Source organism: Rhodovulum sp. PH10 (assembly GCF_000293785.1).
Classification (GTDB): domain Bacteria; phylum Pseudomonadota; class Alphaproteobacteria; order Rhizobiales; family Xanthobacteraceae; genus Rhodoplanes.
This window is the reverse complement of record NZ_AKZI01000187.1, coordinates 1-15,661: the sequence shown is the minus strand read 5'-3', so window position 1 is coordinate 15,661 and position 15,661 is coordinate 1. Positions and strand designations below refer to the sequence as shown.

Annotated in this window: 9 protein-coding genes, 1 tRNA gene and 1 pseudogene; 7 read left to right on the top strand and 4 right to left on the bottom strand. The window is 69.2% G+C overall.

Going from position 1 to position 15,661, the window contains the following annotated elements:
- The 4 genes and pseudogenes from A33M_RS20990 to A33M_RS20980 all read left to right on the top strand — a co-directional run.
- On the top strand, positions 1-369 hold a 369-nt coding region (locus A33M_RS20990; RefSeq protein WP_237718437.1), incomplete at its 5' end, for a hypothetical protein.
- Positions 370-371: 2 nt separating this feature from the next.
- Positions 372-584 (top strand): annotated as a pseudogene (locus A33M_RS25430) (RAMP superfamily CRISPR-associated protein); the annotation flags it as partial.
- 88 nt (positions 585-672) lie between these two features.
- Positions 673-1,836 carry an RAMP superfamily CRISPR-associated protein gene (locus A33M_RS20985; RefSeq protein ID WP_008391689.1) on the top strand — a complete coding sequence of 388 codons (1,164 nt, stop codon included), beginning with the start codon at positions 673-675 and terminating at the stop codon, positions 1,834-1,836.
- Between the two features lies 1 nt (position 1,837).
- Complete coding sequence (locus A33M_RS20980; protein ID WP_008391683.1) at positions 1,838-4,123, top strand: TIGR03986 family type III CRISPR-associated RAMP protein; 2,286 nt, start codon at positions 1,838-1,840, stop codon at positions 4,121-4,123.
- A gap of 108 nt (positions 4,124-4,231) precedes the next feature.
- Here A33M_RS20980 and A33M_RS22625 read toward each other — a convergent pair whose 3' ends face one another.
- Positions 4,232-5,065 (bottom strand): hypothetical protein, encoded by an 834-nt coding sequence (locus A33M_RS22625; RefSeq protein ID WP_157223606.1) that lies wholly within the window; start codon positions 5,063-5,065, stop codon positions 4,232-4,234.
- A 150-nt stretch (positions 5,066-5,215) separates the two neighbouring features.
- Between A33M_RS22625 and A33M_RS20970 the strand changes: the two genes are divergently transcribed.
- Positions 5,216-7,324, top strand: coding sequence for a hypothetical protein (locus A33M_RS20970; protein WP_040622349.1), 2,109 nt, complete (start codon positions 5,216-5,218; stop codon positions 7,322-7,324).
- Positions 7,325-7,463: 139 nt separating this feature from the next.
- Here A33M_RS20970 and A33M_RS20965 read toward each other — a convergent pair whose 3' ends face one another.
- Positions 7,464-8,600: a hypothetical protein gene (locus A33M_RS20965; RefSeq protein ID WP_008391681.1), complete on the bottom strand. Its 1,137-nt coding sequence runs from the start codon at positions 8,598-8,600 to the stop codon at positions 7,464-7,466.
- Between the two features lie 10 nt (positions 8,601-8,610).
- Positions 8,611-10,950, bottom strand: a complete 2,340-nt coding sequence (locus tag A33M_RS20960; protein WP_008391680.1) for a DEAD/DEAH box helicase — start codon at positions 10,948-10,950, stop codon at positions 8,611-8,613.
- Positions 10,951-12,205: 1,255 nt separating this feature from the next.
- Between A33M_RS20960 and A33M_RS23315 the strand changes: the two genes are divergently transcribed.
- Complete coding sequence (locus A33M_RS23315) at positions 12,206-13,840, top strand: recombinase family protein (protein WP_083850598.1); 1,635 nt, start codon at positions 12,206-12,208, stop codon at positions 13,838-13,840.
- Here A33M_RS23315 and A33M_RS20940 read toward each other — a convergent pair.
- Positions 13,811-13,887, bottom strand: a tRNA-Arg gene (locus A33M_RS20940). The genes A33M_RS23315 and A33M_RS20940 overlap by 30 nt on opposite strands.
- A 473-nt stretch (positions 13,888-14,360) precedes the next feature.
- Here A33M_RS20940 and mtnA point away from each other — a divergent pair.
- On the top strand, positions 14,361-15,473 hold the full coding sequence (gene mtnA, locus A33M_RS20935; RefSeq protein ID WP_008391677.1) for an S-methyl-5-thioribose-1-phosphate isomerase: 1,113 nt from the start codon (positions 14,361-14,363) through the stop codon (positions 15,471-15,473).
- Positions 15,474-15,661 lie beyond the last annotated feature (188 nt).

Sequence of the window (15,661 nt, the reverse complement as noted above, 5' to 3'; positions counted from 1 at the left end):
CATCGCAGCCGTCAAGAGAGGGCACCAAGCGTTAGATTCCATCCACTAGTGCGGTTCTTCGCCCGTCAGCTCATGATCGGGGCGTGGCAGGCGATGCGCTACCGCTCCGGTGCGCACTACGATCCCTGGGTCGCCACCGACGCCGGGTCGATCTTTCTCCTCTCGGTCGACGACGATCACAAGGCTGCGTTCGAGGCGCGGCTCACCGAACTCGTCGCCACCGGACTTCCCGAAGCCGGCGACATCCCCGAGCCGCGCTGGCAGCACTGCCCGATGGCGCGGGTCAACGGCTTCGGCGAGATCGGCGTGTGGACCCCGATCGAGCCGAAACGCTTCGGCGGCTGGTACGTCGACGTCAGGGTTTCGTGATCATGCTGATCGACCGAATCGAGTTCGATCTTCGCCTCGTCGCCGAGACCCCGCTGGCGATCGGGTCCGGGCAGCTCGTCGCCGAGGGCGAGGGAAGCATCGCGGAGCTTCACCGCGATCACGAGAACCGTCCCTGCATCCCGGCGACGACCGTCAAGGGCGCCTTGCGGGCCCACTGGGTGGGCGTCGACAAGAACGACGTCGTGAAGGACGCCATCTTCGGGGCGATCGGTGATATCGACGTCACGGGCGAACAGGCCGGCGTGGCCGGAACGCTGCTGCTGTACGCCGCCACGCTCGGATGTGACGAACGCCGTTGCACCCGCCGGACGAATACGGCCGGACGACGGGACTTTTGGTCGTCCCGCGACGGCCATCGACCGCGACACGGGCGCGGCCGCCGACAACAAGCTGTTCGCGCAGCGCGCCGTTGCGGCGGGGGCCGGATTCGATCTGCACGGTCGGCTCCTCTGCACCCTCGGCGAGGGTGCAGCGCAGCGGGAGACGGTCGATGCGGCTCTCGATCGGCTCGCCGTCGTTCTGGCGCCGCTCGCCGCCGGGATCGAGATCGGCAAGGGCACCCGTCACGGCTACGGCCGCCTGCGCCTCGCGGCGGTGACCTCGGTCGCCGTGCGCTGCTTCGGACCCGACGGCTACGGTCCGGCCGACGGCGACGCGGCGAAGAGCAACGCCGCCCGCGATCTGCAGCAGCGGATCGAGGCGCGACGACCGGCGACATCGCCCCGGGCACGACCGGCGACCCGCCGGCGGCTGGTGCTGGACGCGCCGGGGCCGTTCCTGATCCTCGATCCGGCGGCCCCGGAGGCGAGCGCCGCGCCGGCCGAGGACGCCGACGGCGCCGAGGTCCACATCAATGTCCGCGGTCTCGCCGGTGCGGACGGCACGCCGGTGCTGTGGCCGAGCTCGCTGCTCGGCGCCCTGCGCAGCCGCGCCGCGTGGCTCCTGGAGATCGATCGGCTCCGTCGCGGGGACGGCTGCCCCTTCGTTCCGGACCGACGCAAGAAGGGCATTCGGGTCGACGACCGGTTTCTGGAGTGCGTGTTCGACGACCGGCGGTCGATACTCGGTCCCGGCGACCTGGAGTATCTGACGCCGGTCGAGCGCCTGTTCGGGGTGCCGGGGTGGCGCGGTCTCGTAACGGTCGAGCGCCTCGCCTGCGTCGATCGCGGGCAACCGCGCAGCCGCACCAGTCTCGCCATCGACCGGCTGACCGGCGGTGGCAAGCACGGCGCGCTGTTCACGGTGGAGGCCGTCGAGGGGTGCCGCTTCGAGGTGGATCTCGCGATCGGCGATGCGCGCGAAGCGCGGTCGGCGGCGTTGGAGACGCTCGACGACGACTTCTTCGCGCATCTCGAGGCGGACCTCTTGAAGAACGGTCTGATGCTGGGACACGGCGCCGCGCGCGGATACGGCTGGTTCACGGTCGCGAAGGCATCGAGGGGGTGACATGGGGGACCGTCGTGTCGCGTTCAAGTCTGCGAAGGCGCGTGCTGACGGCACCGCCGTCGAGCTGGTGGCGCCCTACACCTTCGTGCCGCTGATCCCGCCGCTGCCGTCCTGCTTCGGCGACTGCGCCCCGAGCCACGGCCGGCCCGAACCCGACGGGATGTGCGGGCGGCTCCGGGTGGCGTGGTCGTTCGAGACGCCGGTCCTGGTCGGCGGGTCCGACAAAGGAGACAAGAGCAAGCGCAGGGGCGAGGAGAAGGCCGGCGAAAAGCTGGCCCGGTTCATGACCGACGCCCGCGGACGCCCGATCATCCCGGGATCGACCATCCGCGGCCTGTTGCGCAACGTGATCGAGATCGCCACCGGCTCACGCATGGACATCGTCGACCGCGACGCGCATTTCGCGGTTCGCGACTCGGAGGACGAGTACTGGAAGCAGTTCGCACCGACCGACAAGGATCGGGCGATGTCGTTCGGCTGGCTGGTGCGAGACGACCATGAAGCTGGCTTCACGAATTCGACCTACGGCGGATGGACGCTCCATATCGTGAGCAAGGCTTGGCAGATCGAGACCGCAGCCATTCTGCAACTGATTCCGAACGCGCCCGATCTGGCGACCTTCGAAGGGTGGACCGTCAACGAGAAGTACGAGGCCCTCACTCGCGGACCCGGCGCCAAAATCGCTTACGAGGTCAAAGACAAACCCGGGGCGAAGGTCTACGAGGAACCCAGCCGGGCGGTGCCCGGTAAAAACGGCAGGCCCGGCTGGATCGTCCTCACCGGCGTCGACCCCAATCGCGACTCCACCAAGCCCAAGCGCTACGCGACCGTGTTCGGCGAGGATATCGCCGGTAAGTTCCCGCTGCCGCCCGACCTCGTGCGGCGCTTCGTCCGCATCCATGCAACGACGCCGGGGGCCGAGCGCAAGGAGGGGGCGTGGGCGTTCTGGAGCGATGCGTGCCGCGAGGGTAGCCTTCCAGCCGGAACCGGTGGATCGCGGATGCCCGGCATTCCGGTCTTCATCGTCCATTCGATGAAGGGCCGGGGCGAGCAGAGCAGCGGTGGCAGGCACGGCGACGCGCTGAAGTTCGATCACAAACAGCGCAATGCTGAACTCGCCCGCATCCTTGGCCCTCTGAAGGCACAGCCGTCCGGCAGCCCGCGCCGACAGTCGAAGCCCCCGCAGGAGCTTTATCTCGGCCTGTCGCGCTTCGTGAAGGTTCCGCACCGCCACGGCATGAACGACAAGCTCTGGCAGCAGGGGCACGGCGAGGACGGCCGTCTTGATTTCGCCCGCGCCCTGTTCGGACAGGTTCCATCGGAAAAGCTCGACAGGCCGGAGACCTCGTCGACGAAGATTTCCGCCGGTGCCCTGAAGGGCCGCGTGTTCTTCGCGGAGGCGGCGCTCGATCACGTTCCGGGCGATGACAGGTACCGGCGCGAGATCGGCACCACCATGAGCCCGCGCGCCTCGTTCTGGCCGTACTATCTGCGCCCATCGCAAGCGCAGCACGGCAAGGCCAGCGCGGCGTACGACTGGTCGAACGAGCACGCGGAACTCGCCGGCTGGAAGCGCTACCCGGTCCGACCGAGCGATCCGGCGCGCTTCCCCTGGGACGACCGGACGGAGGCCTGGAAGGGCCGCCCACTCGATCCTGCCGCGGTGCTGCCGACCGAGTCCGCCATGTCGTTTCTGGTTCCGCCGAGGAACGGCGCGCTCGTCTTCACCGGCGAGATCCGCTTTCACAACCTGCGCCCGGCCGAGCTCGGAGCTTTGTTGTGGGCCCTGACCTGGGGCGCGGCGGACGGGCTCGACGGCCACACGGTTCCCCATCGCCATCTAGTCGGACGCGGCAAGGCGCAGGGCTACGGGCGCTGCGCGGCGCAAGTGCTCGACCTCGTCGTCGAGCCCAACGACGCGAGCGCGCCGAAGTCGGCAACGACCTATGTCGAGAGTTTCCGGGAGCATGTGAAGAAAGCATATTTCGAGAAGGAGCCCGGCGCCACGGCAGCAGGGTTCGAGGATCTGCCGATGGTTCGCCAACTGCTCGCGATCGCCGATCCGCGGGTCGCGGCGGGACTGGAGGATCGGCTCGTCTATCCACGCCATCCGTTCGTACCCCAAGGGGCACGGGAGACGGTTCTGCGCCGCGGTCGATCGGCCTTGCCCGAGGATTCGGCCTCGCTCGACGGTTACATGAAGGTGAAGGAGGCAGCCAAGGATGCCGCGAAGGCGCACAGGCCCCCCGTTCACCTGCCGCCTTATCCCGACACGACCGACACCTGATAATGAGTTGGCAGGGCCGGTTTTCGCCGCGCGCTCGCGGTCTGTGGTTTGTGGGCTGTGCCGAGGTGCTGGTCGACAAGCATTCAACGGCCGTGTCGATGCGTTCCCTCAACGTCGGCGTGGTGGCAATGCTCGGGCGAGAACGCGCAACACCGCCGTATCCAGCGGGGCCGCTCTGGCCGTCCGACCCCAGAAGCCACGCCGGGGCAGCGCGCCGCCACTCCAGCCGCCCGGAAAAGCTCGGTCGAGCGCCGCTACGCCGGCCCCTCGTCCGAAGAAGCCGACTTCGCCCGGCATGATAACGAGCAGGTTTTCGACGTCAGCCCAAGCCGGAACGACGGCGACCGGGTCGGTCACCGTCGCCGTCCGTCGGTGCGGCAGCCGGACGACCAGCAGCCGCCGGGCGGGACAACGGCACGCCGTGGCGAGCGCCGTGCGCCCCAGAATTTCCTGCGCCGGCGTGATGCCCTGGGCGCGACGGTCCGCCGCCCGCACGGTGGCGATCTCGTTCCGCGAAGCGCCGCGCGCGCGCAGGCCGGCGACATGGCCGACATCGTTGGCGTCGACCAGGACGAGGCGGCGCGACCAGCGCTGCGGCGGCAGCCGGAGGAGGGCGAAAACCTGGGCCAACGCCGAAGGGCCGCACCCGTCCGGCCCGTGATGGTCGACGACGATCGCCCCTGCCGGCAGCGGCAGGTCGAGGGCGAGTTCGACCAGCACCGGGAAAAAGCCCGCCGCCGTGGCCTCGGCGATTTCGGCCGCATAGGCCGAGGCCCGCGCGCCCCAGGCCAAACGACGATCGACCACGGCGGCAGGGCCGAGCGCCTCCCGTACCAGATCCGCGATCGTGATCATTTCGAGGTCGTGTCCGCCGAGAAAGAACCGGAGCGCCTCGGGCGTGGCTGCAGCGGCGAGCAATGGTTTCGCGGATCGGATTTCCAATGGGCGCCTCCGAGGATGCAGCAGGCATGGAGCGACGGCTTATCTGGAAAGCGGATGAGAAGCCAGGATTCGCCTCACGGGTCGACTTTCCCTGACAACCGTCGGAGCGGTAGTATGGCGCCACACATTCGTGCGGGACGGGAGCGGGTGATGGAGGCGACGGTCAACGAGGTGATTGCGAAAGAATACGATCCGGTGTCGGGGATCGAGGCGCGGCGGTTCCGACACACGCTGCTGTTCCCGATGGCATTGGCGCGCGGGCGGTCCGCGAGCGAATTCGACACGCCGGCCTGCTTGCTCGTCGATCGCTTCGCCGATGCACTCTGTCGCCTCGAATACGAAAGATGGATGCTGATTGATCCGGTCGCACACTGCGACCCGCTCGACATGGCCTCGATGGCCAACCTGCCGGACGGAGCGCCCGCCGGACGCACCGCCCCCGCACCCGACATCGTCGCTGAGCATTATCAGGAAATGATCTTCTTCCACCGCTTCGTCCAGCGCTTCCTTTACGAAAAAGCCCATAATCTCCGCAGTGAGCCGACGCCGCCGCTCAAGGTCTTCCGCCGTCATGGGACAAGGGCCGTAACCATCACGCTTCAATCAGTGGAACCGTTCAAGAACGCAGAGGCGATAGAGGCGAGCGACGCTTGGCGCGCCGCCATGCCGGACGACAAACAAGGTGTGAGTAAAAAGGGTCGGCGACGTCGGCGAGACGTCAGGCTCTCCGTCGACGCCGTCAACCTGCATCTGTTCCGCGCTGGAATCGCGATGCTGGCGGTGACGGTATCGTTGCCCCGGACGGCAGAGGGAGGTGTGCAGCCGTGCGTCCTGGACCGGAGCGAGACGGAGCCGTCAGGGGAAATGCCCGAACCGCGGTGTGCCACGGTGGCCGATCTTCTCGACCTGACCGAGTGCTTCCGGCGACTCTACATTCCCTACTGGGTAAAGTCGGCGGTGGGGAAAACGCCCCATGATCTCGCACTCGATATTTGGGCGGACAGCGTGCCGTCGGCCGTCGCTTGGCATCACGTCGAAGGGCCGAAGGAGCTGTCAGTGCCGTCACGCGAAGAGGTGCTGAAGGCATTCAATAATGGCTTCGATCACGGGGTGCCGCGGCTGCTGCCGTGGTGGAAAGAACTTCTGCCCTCACCGCTCGTGCTGCGTGGGACGTCCCGACAGCCGGCCGAGGCAGGGTTGCCGGAGTGGCGGTTCGGCGCCGACGAGCGGATGGCGACCACCACGTTCCTGGCCGTGCCGGACCCCGCACGGCTGAGCGCCGGAACCTGGGCGCGCCTCTGCTTCTGCGACAAGGCGGACGACGGCGGACTTCCATACGGCAAGGGTTTCCTGGAGGATTTCGACGCGCGCCACGCCTACGACCGCTTCCGAACCTGGGGAACGCGTTATGTCATGTGCGGCTACAACATGGCCTGTGTCACCGAAGACGGCGACTTCACGGATCTGATCGAATTGCACATGCGGCGGCACTATTTCCAGATGGTGCTGGTCTCCCAGTTTCAGGCCGCGATGCTGCTCGCCTTCTCGAACTGGGTGTCGGAGGCGATGGAGCATTACGACGTCACGGCGGGCACCGAGAACGAATCCGCACGCGAGCGGCTTCGCTTGGATCTCCACGGCATCGAGCGCGAGTTCCAGGCGTTTGTGCACCGCTACTGGTTCACGGGCGTCTCCAATCAGGTTCAGCCGAGCGAGATCTACTCCAAGCTCCGCAAGCTGTTGTCGCTCGACACATGGTTCGACGAGGTCTTGCGCGAGATCGAGACGTCGCGCGGGTTCCTGCGCGACCAGGAGCAGGAACGGACGGCGCGATCGGCCGAGCGTCTCTCTCTGCTCGCCGGCGTGGGCCTCTTGGTCGTCGTGCCGGCCGGCCTGCTCGGCATGAACTACTCGCTCGGCGAGAAGACTTGGCTTGTCGATATCCTTGCCAGCGAGCCGGTCCGTCGGGCGCTCCCGTCGGCAGCGTCGTGTGTCGTCCCTGAAAGGTTCACCGCAGCGCTGTCGGTGACCGGTCAACTCGGCTGGACCATGCTGCTGGTCGGCCTTTCCGCGCTCGTACTGTGGAGCTTCCCGCACCTGCCGTCGAACCGGGCGGCACGCGACCGCAAAGTTGCGGGTGGCGCGGCCTCCCTATGGCTCCGACGGCTCGCTGGATGGGTGGCGATCGTCTCGGCGGGGCTCGTCGCAGCCTTCCTGATCGCCGGGCCCTTGTGCACCGCTGTTCGCACTCCGCAATGATGCAGATGGTGTTCGACCTCGTCGGGTTCGATCTGGCAACGATGTGGCAGAGCCCCGCTCGAGGTCGTACAGCGATCACCATGTGGGGATTGAGAACGTCGACGCATCGGTGATTGAGGTCGCCGCTTTCACTGCGGGATCAGCGCGCGCCGCAGCGGGGACAGGCCGGGTGGCAGGCGCGGCACCACGGCTTGCCGCAGGCCCCACAGGGCGCCTGGCCGGCCGGCTCGGTGAGATGGAGCGCCTCGTCGCAGACGAGGCGGGTGCGTTCGAGGCCGGGACCCCAGTCGCACGGCGGCACCTCGGCGGCTCGCGCCGCCGCGTGCCAGTCGAGCCGCACCCGCCTCTCGTTCTTGCGGCGCTTGATCACCACCTCGAAGTGCCGCACCGGCGCGAACACCGCGAGACCCTGCACCCAGTCGACCGTCACCCGCAGGGCGTAGTTGTGGCGCAGATCGTCGAGCTTCGCCGTGTATTCGCGGGCGACGGCCGCGATGTGTAGCGTCTCGCGCCGGCGATCGGCTTCCGCCTTCTCGCCTGTCGCGGCGGCGAGCGCCGTGAGCTTGCGGACCGACGCGGTGCGCAGGTCGTCGTGATAGGCGTGGACGCGGCTGCGATCGCGCTCGAACCGCCGCCGCATCGCGCGCAGGAACGGCTCGAGCTCCTGCCGGACCCGGCGATCGAGCAGCAGCGGGATGCGCGCCGCCAGGGCGGCCGGGTCCCGGCCATGGCCGGCGGCGCGGCGGACGTCGTCGGTCGGCGCCTGCCAGTCGGCGTCGGCCGCCAGCAGATGGCGCAGGCGCGAGCCGATGTCGTCGATGGCGGCGCCGGTTCCCTCGTTGAACGCGAGCCACACCAGCCCCTCGCGCTTCTCGTCGGAGACCGCGGTGTAGCGGAACGCGAGCAGCAGGCAGCGCGCGAAGCCCTCGGTGGCGCCGTGGAACCGCCAGACCGCATTCGGAAGGTCGAGGGCCTTGTCGAGAATGCGCGCCGGGTCTCCGAGGGGCGGGAGCGGCACGTCGAGCTGGCGCTCGGCCCACCGCCCGCGCTCGCCGAGCAGACCGCCGAACCGGTCGAGCCAGTCGCCGTCCAACCCGACCGGGATCGCGCCCGCCGGCCGCTCGACGCCGAAGCCGAGGCGGGCCAGCTCCGGCCAGCCCATTGCGGCGCGCACCGGATCGGGGGCGAGCACCTCGAGCCCGTCGGGCTCGATCGGGGCGACGGCCGCCCCCTCGATCTCCAGCACCTCGGTGACGAAATCCCGCAGCGCGCCCATCGCGTTGTCCTCACCCCGTCTCGAAGTCCTCGCCGAACAGCGCCTCGTCGAGCGCCTTGGCATCCTCGTGCTGCCGGCGCGCCTGGTCGAGCCGCTCGCCGAGCGCATCGAACGCGGCAACGCGTGCCGTGTCGGTGGTCTCGAGCCAGGCATCGAGCACGAGGTTCGAAAAACCCTGCTCGCCGTCGAGATCGCCGAGGATCGCCCCGACCTCGCCGACCACCAGCTCGAACATGGCGATCTTCTCGTCGAGAAGCGCGAGCACCTGCTCCTCCAGCGTGCCGCGGGTGACGAGGTTGAAGACGAACACTTCCCGGTTCTGGCCGATGCGGTCGACGCGGCCGATGCGCTGCTCGATCGCCATCGGGTTCCACGGCAAGTCGAAGTTGACCAGGGTGTTGCAGAACTGGATGTTGCGGCCCTCGCCGCCCGACTCGGTGCACAAGAGCACCGGCGCCTCGTCGCGAAATGCCGCGATCGCCGCGTCCTTGTCGGGTCCGCTCAGGCTGCCGTCGAACTGCGCGAAGGCGATCCCGGCCTCGGCGATGAGGTCGGCGAGGCGGCCGAGCGTCTCGCGGGAATGGACGAACACCAGCTTCTTTTCGGCCGGATTGCGCCGCAACAGGTCGATGAGCGCCGCTTCCTTGCCGCCGGTGCCGAGCGCGGCCCAGCGCGTCGCGAGCGAGCGCCAGACCGGATCATCGCCCCGGTGCGCCGCCGTGCGGGCGACGGCGGCGGCTGCCGCGGCCGGCGACGAGCCGGCGGCGCCGAGCAGATGCTGCAGCGCCAACCGGTGCCGCCCGGCGCCGCCCTCGGCGGCGAGGTTTCGCGCCGCGTCGACGAGCGCCGCATAGGCGGCGGCTTCCTCCGGCGAGGGATCGACCCGGATGGTCGTCGCGTGCCGGCGCGGCAGCTTGAGCGCGACCACTGCCCGCGTGTTGCGGATCATCGCGCCGCGCATCAGCTCGCGCAGCCGATCGGCATTGGCCGGCTGGCGCGGCTTGCCGGGGGTCATGTAGGCGGAGCGGAACTCCTTCAGCGTCTTGAAGATGCCGGGCTTGAGGAGGGTCAGCAGCGTGTACAGCTCGACGAGGTCGTTCTGCACCGGGGTCGCCGACAGGAGCAGCAGGAACCGTTTGCTCAGCCCGTCGACCAGCTTCCAGCTCCGGCTGGTGCGGTCGCGCAGATGATGCGCCTCGTCGACCACCACGACGTCGAAATGCTCGGCGAGCAGACGGTCGGTGTGCTCCTGCCGGCGCGCCGTGGCGATCGAGGCGATGATGCGATTCTGCCGCCAGAACGCGGCCGGATCGTCGCGCAGCAGCGGATCCCAGGTGGTCGCGCAGGCGAGCCCGAACTTGGTCTCCAGCTCCTCGCGCCACTGCCCGACCAGCGACGCCGGGGTGAGCACCAGCATCCGCTCGGCCATGCCGCGCAGGGCGTATTCCTTGAGCACCATGCCGGCCTCGATGGTCTTGCCGAGCCCGACCTCGTCGGCGAGCAGCACCCGGCCGCGGAACTGCTTCAGCACTTTCCGCACCGTCTCGGTCTGATGCCACAGCGGCTCGACGCCGGCGAGATGCGGCAGGCAGAGCAGCTCGTCGAACCCTTGGGCGAGGCCGAGATGAGCGAACTGTTCGCGCAACAGCGACCAGCGGCCGTCGGTCTCGGGGGCCCGCGCCAGGGCGGCGGTCAGCGGCGCCGGATCGAACTCGACCGTGAACGGAATGTCTATCTCAATCGCCGGCAGCGGCGGTACGACGATCGGCGCGGCCGCTGCCGCAGGCGTGCTCGGCGCCCGGGCCGGCGCGTGCGAGGCCGCCGATGCGGGCTTCGGTGCAGGGGCCGCCTTTCCGCGGGGCGCCGGCCGGCGGGTCGGCGGGGCCGCCCGAGGGCGCCCCGGGCGTCGCGCCTCGCGGACCATCACGGCGTCGAGCGTGTCGACCAGCCAGCGGAACCGCTCCCGACCGCCGGGAAAGACCCGGATCGCCTCGGGCCACTCGGTCAATCCGTGGCGTTCGAGAAGATCGCGCGCCGCGACCCGCTTGCCCGACTGGAACAGCGCGAAGGCCTGCAGCAGGTGATCGGTTTCCGTCGTCAGCCAGCGCTTGGAGGCCCGCTTGAGGAACGCGAGCGCGCGGTTGGGACGCTGGTCGAGTACGGCCGCTGTGGCGGCGAGCCTCAGGACCCGCGGGTCGGTCGGACAGGCCTCGACGGCCGCCTCGGCCACCTCGAGGCCCCCGGAGGTCCGGTCCGGGTCGTCGAAGACGGCGTAGATGCGCTCGATCCAGGCCTCCGCCGGATCCGGTCCGATCGGGAACAGGTCGTCTTCCGGTGCGACGTTCGCCATGACCCCATCCGGCTCGGCGGCCGGCAGCCGCCACGGAGAATCACTTGAAAGGGTAGTCTCGCGCCGGGTCGGATCAAGGCCGGGCTGCTCGGCGTGGTGCGCGGCCCCGGTGTTCCTGTCGAAACCGTCGATACGCGCGTCCGATCCGTCGCGAGCGCGACGACTGCCCATCTGCTCGGAAGCGACGTCGGCATGACCATTGCCGGTACGATGATCGTCATCTGCGACGATCGTCCGCGCCACTGAGAGTGATGAGGGAGCTCGTCGTCGGCAGCACGAATCCGAGCGACCGCATGCTCGCGAGTCTCGCCGTTTCCGACGGCTGCCGAACGTCACTTCAACAAGTGGGCGGAGGACATTCGATGCGCGTCGACGCCAGAAATCTGCACATCGATCACACAAAACCAGCGGAAAAATCGGTTCGAATGAGCCCTGTCCAGGCCGCAATGAGCGACGGCGCACGGTCGAAGCTCATCGCATGAATGGCGGGCAGCAGATACACGACCGAAGGATCGCAAGATAAAAGGGCCGGCACTACGCGGCCCGAAACGGTCGGTCGGTCGGTCGACGACGTGAGCCAGCACTGCCACATAATATGCGTGCCACTTGGCGAGTTTTTCCGAGCACTTCCAACTCTTGCGACGGCACTGCCGCGTAACGAGACGTCTGACCTGTAAGGAGGGTTGCTGCCGCGGCGGGATGTTCGGAGCCGAGAGGCAAGGCACTATCGCGACGACTCCCCGCCGGGTTGCCTGGCTGGTCCTGACCAGCTCGGGCGAGTCGGCCGGACCGGACGGACGGTCTCGAGGCTCGCGCTGCGCGCGCCCGGCGCCGCCGGCTTACGGCCTTGACCGCCGCCCGCCCGCCCGGCGTTTGGCAGCCGTGAGATCAGGGCCTTCCGTGAGCGTGGTCGCTCCCGTTGCGAGGAGGGAGCGGGGTGGCACAGCGCAGAGTTTGTGGATTCTCGCCGCGGGCGTCCCATGCCAGCTTCCGTCATGACGCGCCCCCGCGAATCCAAGGCCCGAGACACCCCCGTTCCCGGCGAGGCGCCGGACGATCTTTACGACTATGCGCGCGTGCCGGCACGTCGCCCCGGCCGACCCGCGCCGAGCGAGCCGAGCACCTGGACCGTGACCGACGACTGGCCCGACGAGGTGCCCATCACCGAAGCCGAGATCGAGGTGTTCGAGGCCTGGTTCGGCGACCTGTTCGACGAGCTGTTCTCGACCCGTCATTGACCGCTGGAGACGATCGCATGAGCACCCCGGTTCGCGTCGCCCTCTACCTGCGAGTCTCGACCGGGCGGCAGGCCGACAGCGACCTGTCCATCCCGGACCAGCGCCGGCAGGCCAAGCGCCATTGCGAGGGTCGCGGCTGGGAGAGCTTCGCCGACTACGTCGAGCCCGGCATGTCGGCGACGGACGACCGGCGGCCCGAGTTCCAGCGGATGATCGATGCCGCCACCGCCAAGCCGCCGGCGTTCGACGCCATCGTGGTCCGCAGCTTCAGCCGGTTCTTCCGCGACCAGTTTCAGCTCGAGTTCTACGTCCGCCGCCTCGCCAAGAACGGGGTGCGGCTGATCTCCGTCACCCAGGAGCTCGGCGACGACCCGATGAGCAACATGATCCGGCAGATCATGGCGCTGTTCGACGAGTATCAGTCCAAGGAGAACGCCAAGCACACGCTGCGGGCGATGGCGGCGAACGCGCGCCAAGGGTTCTGGAACGGGTCGCGACCGCCGATCGGCTACCGCATCGTCGAGGCCGGCGAGCAGCATGGCAACCGGACCAAGAAGACCCTGGAGATCGACCCCATCCGGGCCGAAACCGTGCGGCTGATCTTCCGCCTTGCCCGCGAGGGCGACGGCACCTCCGGGCCGATGGGGGTGAAGTCGATCACCAACCACCTGAATGCCGCCGGCATCCTGACCCGCGACGGCGGGCGCTGGGGCATCGCGGCGGTTCCACCAGGTGCTGACCCGCAGACCTATGTCGGCCGGCAGCGGTTCAACACCAGGTTCTGGAAGACGCGCGAGCGCAAGCCCGAGACCGACGTCGTGGAAATGGCGGTACCGCCGATCATCGACCCGGCGGACTTCGAGGCCGTTCAGACCCTGCTCGAGACTCGCAGCCCGGCGCTGACGACGCCACGGATCGTCAGCGGTCCGACCCTGCTCACGGGCATCTGTTTTTGCGCCGCCTGCGGCGGGGCGATGACGCTGCGGACCGGGAAGAGCGGGCGCTACCGCTACTACACCTGCTCCACCAAGGCGCGGCAGGGCCAGACCGGCTGCAAGGGCCGCATCGTGCCGATGGAGAAGCCCGACACCCTCGTCGCCGACCACATCGAGCGCCGGCTATTGCAGCCCGCCCGCCTCGAAGCGATCCTGGCGACGGTGCTCGATCGCCGGGAGGAGCGGGCGGAACGCCGGGCCGCCCGCATTGCCGACCTGCGCAAGTGCGCCGCCGAGGCCGAGGCGAAGCTCGAACGACTCTACAACGCGATCGAAAGCGGCATCGCCGACCTGACCGACCCGCTGTTGAAGGACCGAATCGCCGAACTCAAGGCCGTCCGCGACCAGACCCGCCTCGACGCGGAGCGGGCCGAGGACGCCGCTTCCCGCGCGGGGCCTGTCATCACCCCGCCGGCGGTCGCGACCTTCGCCAGGCAGGCCCGCAAACGCATGCGGACCGAGAGCGGAGGCTACCGCCGCGACTACCTCCGCGCGTTCGCCCAGCGGGTCGAGGTCGACGCGAAGGAAGTTCGGATCATGGGCTCGAAAAGCGAGCTGCTGCGCACGCTGGTCGCCGTCTCGGGCGGGAAAACGGCGGGTTTTGGCGTTCCCAGTTTTGTACCGAAGTGGCGCGCCCGACACGATTCGAACGTGTGACCTTTGCCTTCGGAGGGCAACGCTCTATCCAGCTGAGCTACGGGCGCCTGCGGCCTAGATAGCGGATCGGCGGCGGCCGGGCAACCGCCGCCTTCGCCGATCGTCGGCCGATCGGGGCTCGCGCGAGGGTGGTGGCTCGTCCGCTCCCGAAGGGCCGCAGCGGCGGCACCCGCTCGTCCCCGCCGACGAGAATTGCCCCCGACGAGATCACCGGCCTGAAGTCGCCTCGGTGCCGCAGCTCGGCGGCGGCATGCGCGACAAGCGTCCGGTGGTCACCGCGGCCCAGCGTCCCCGCCGCTCGGCCCCCCGCTCGGCCCTCCACTCGGCCCCGCCAGTCGGGCCCCCCCGCTCGGCCCCACCACTCGGTCCCGTCCTGCCGTTTCGGTCCGCCTGCCCGGCCCGTCTCCGCGGCCCCGCCTCGTCTCGGCCGGCGGCTTTCCGCCGCAACCGCCTTCCCAACCCGCCGGCATCGCCGTATGACCCTGGGTCGTATCGCAAAATCTTTCCCGGGACGCACCGAATGAAAGTCGACGGCACGCCCACCCGCACGATCTGGCGCGAGCCCGACGGCCGCGCAGTCGGCATCATCGACCAGACCAAGCTGCCGCACCGGTTCGAGACGGTCCGGCTGGAAACGCTCGAGGAGGCGGCGCACGCGATCCGCGCCATGCTGGTGCGCGGCGCCCCGCTGATCGGCGTCACCGCCGCCTACGGCCTGGCGCTGGCCCTGCGCGCAGCCCCCTCCGACATCGGCCTCGCCCGCGCCTGCGAAACGCTCGCCGCCACCCGGCCGACCGCGATCAATCTGCGCTGGGCGCTCGACACGGTGAGCACGGCGATCCGCGACCTGCCCCCCGAGCGCCGCGCCGACGCCGCTTTTGCCCGGGCCGGAGAGATCGCCGAGGAGGACGTGGAAATCTGCGCCGCGATCGGCCGGCACGGCATGGCGCTGATCGAGGCGATCGCGGCCCGCAAGGGCGGCGAGCCGGTGAACGTCCTCACCCACTGCAATGCCGGCTGGCTCGCCACTGTCGACTGGGGCACCGCCACCGCGCCGATCTACATGGCGCACGACGCCGGCATCCCGCTCCATGTGTGGGTCGACGAGACCCGCCCGCGCAACCAGGGCGCCTCGCTCACCGCCTGGGAGCTGTCGCATCACGGTGTGCCCTGCACGCTGATCGCCGACAACACCGGCGGCCATCTGATGCAGCACGGCGAGGTCGACATCGCGATCGTCGGCACCGATCGGGTCACCGCCCAGGGCGACGTCTGCAACAAGATCGGCACCTATCTCAAGGCACTGGCGGCGCACGACAACGGCGTGCCGTTCTATGTGGCGCTCCCCTCCCCCACGCTCGATTTCGCGGTGAGCGACGGGGTGAAGGAGATCCCGATCGAGGAGCGCGGCGCCGAGGAGGTCACCACGATGTGGGGCAAGACCGCCGACGGGCGCATCGAGACGGTGCGGATCGCTCCCGACGGCGTCGGCGCGGCGAACTACGGGTTCGACGTGACGCCGGCGCGGCTGGTCACCGGGCTGATCACCGAGCGCGGCGTGGTCGCCGCGACCCGCGAATCGCTCGCGACGGCGTTTCCCGAGCGCAGCGGCGTCTTGCGCAAGGCGGGGTGATCACGACGACAGCGCTCGATTTGGACGGGGCGAGGGTGCAGGCTTCGACGGGAGCAGCCTCGTTCCGGCGGCGAGCAACGCACGGATCCGGGCGACGCGCGAGCCGGGCGGACCGCCTGACGCCGGCACCCGATCTCTCCCCTAGTACTACAGTTGCGGATATTTGAATCCGCGCGACTTGTAATGCG

What these genes read in the sequence shown, in the direction of transcription:
- A33M_RS20965 (WP_008391681.1), bottom strand. Translation starts at nt 8,600, where the DNA reads ATGGGCGCGCTGCGGGATTTCGTCACCGAGGTGCTGGAGATCGAGGGG.
- A33M_RS23315 (WP_083850598.1), top strand. Translation starts at nt 12,206, where the DNA reads ATGAGCACCCCGGTTCGCGTCGCCCTCTACCTGCGAGTCTCGACCGGG.
- A33M_RS20960 (WP_008391680.1), bottom strand. Translation starts at nt 10,950, where the DNA reads ATGGCGAACGTCGCACCGGAAGACGACCTGTTCCCGATCGGACCGGAT.
- A33M_RS20970 (WP_040622349.1), top strand. Translation starts at nt 5,216, where the DNA reads ATGGAGGCGACGGTCAACGAGGTGATTGCGAAAGAATACGATCCGGTG.
- A33M_RS20980 (WP_008391683.1), top strand. Translation starts at nt 1,838, where the DNA reads ATGGGGGACCGTCGTGTCGCGTTCAAGTCTGCGAAGGCGCGTGCTGAC.
- mtnA (WP_008391677.1), top strand. Translation starts at nt 14,361, where the DNA reads ATGAAAGTCGACGGCACGCCCACCCGCACGATCTGGCGCGAGCCCGAC.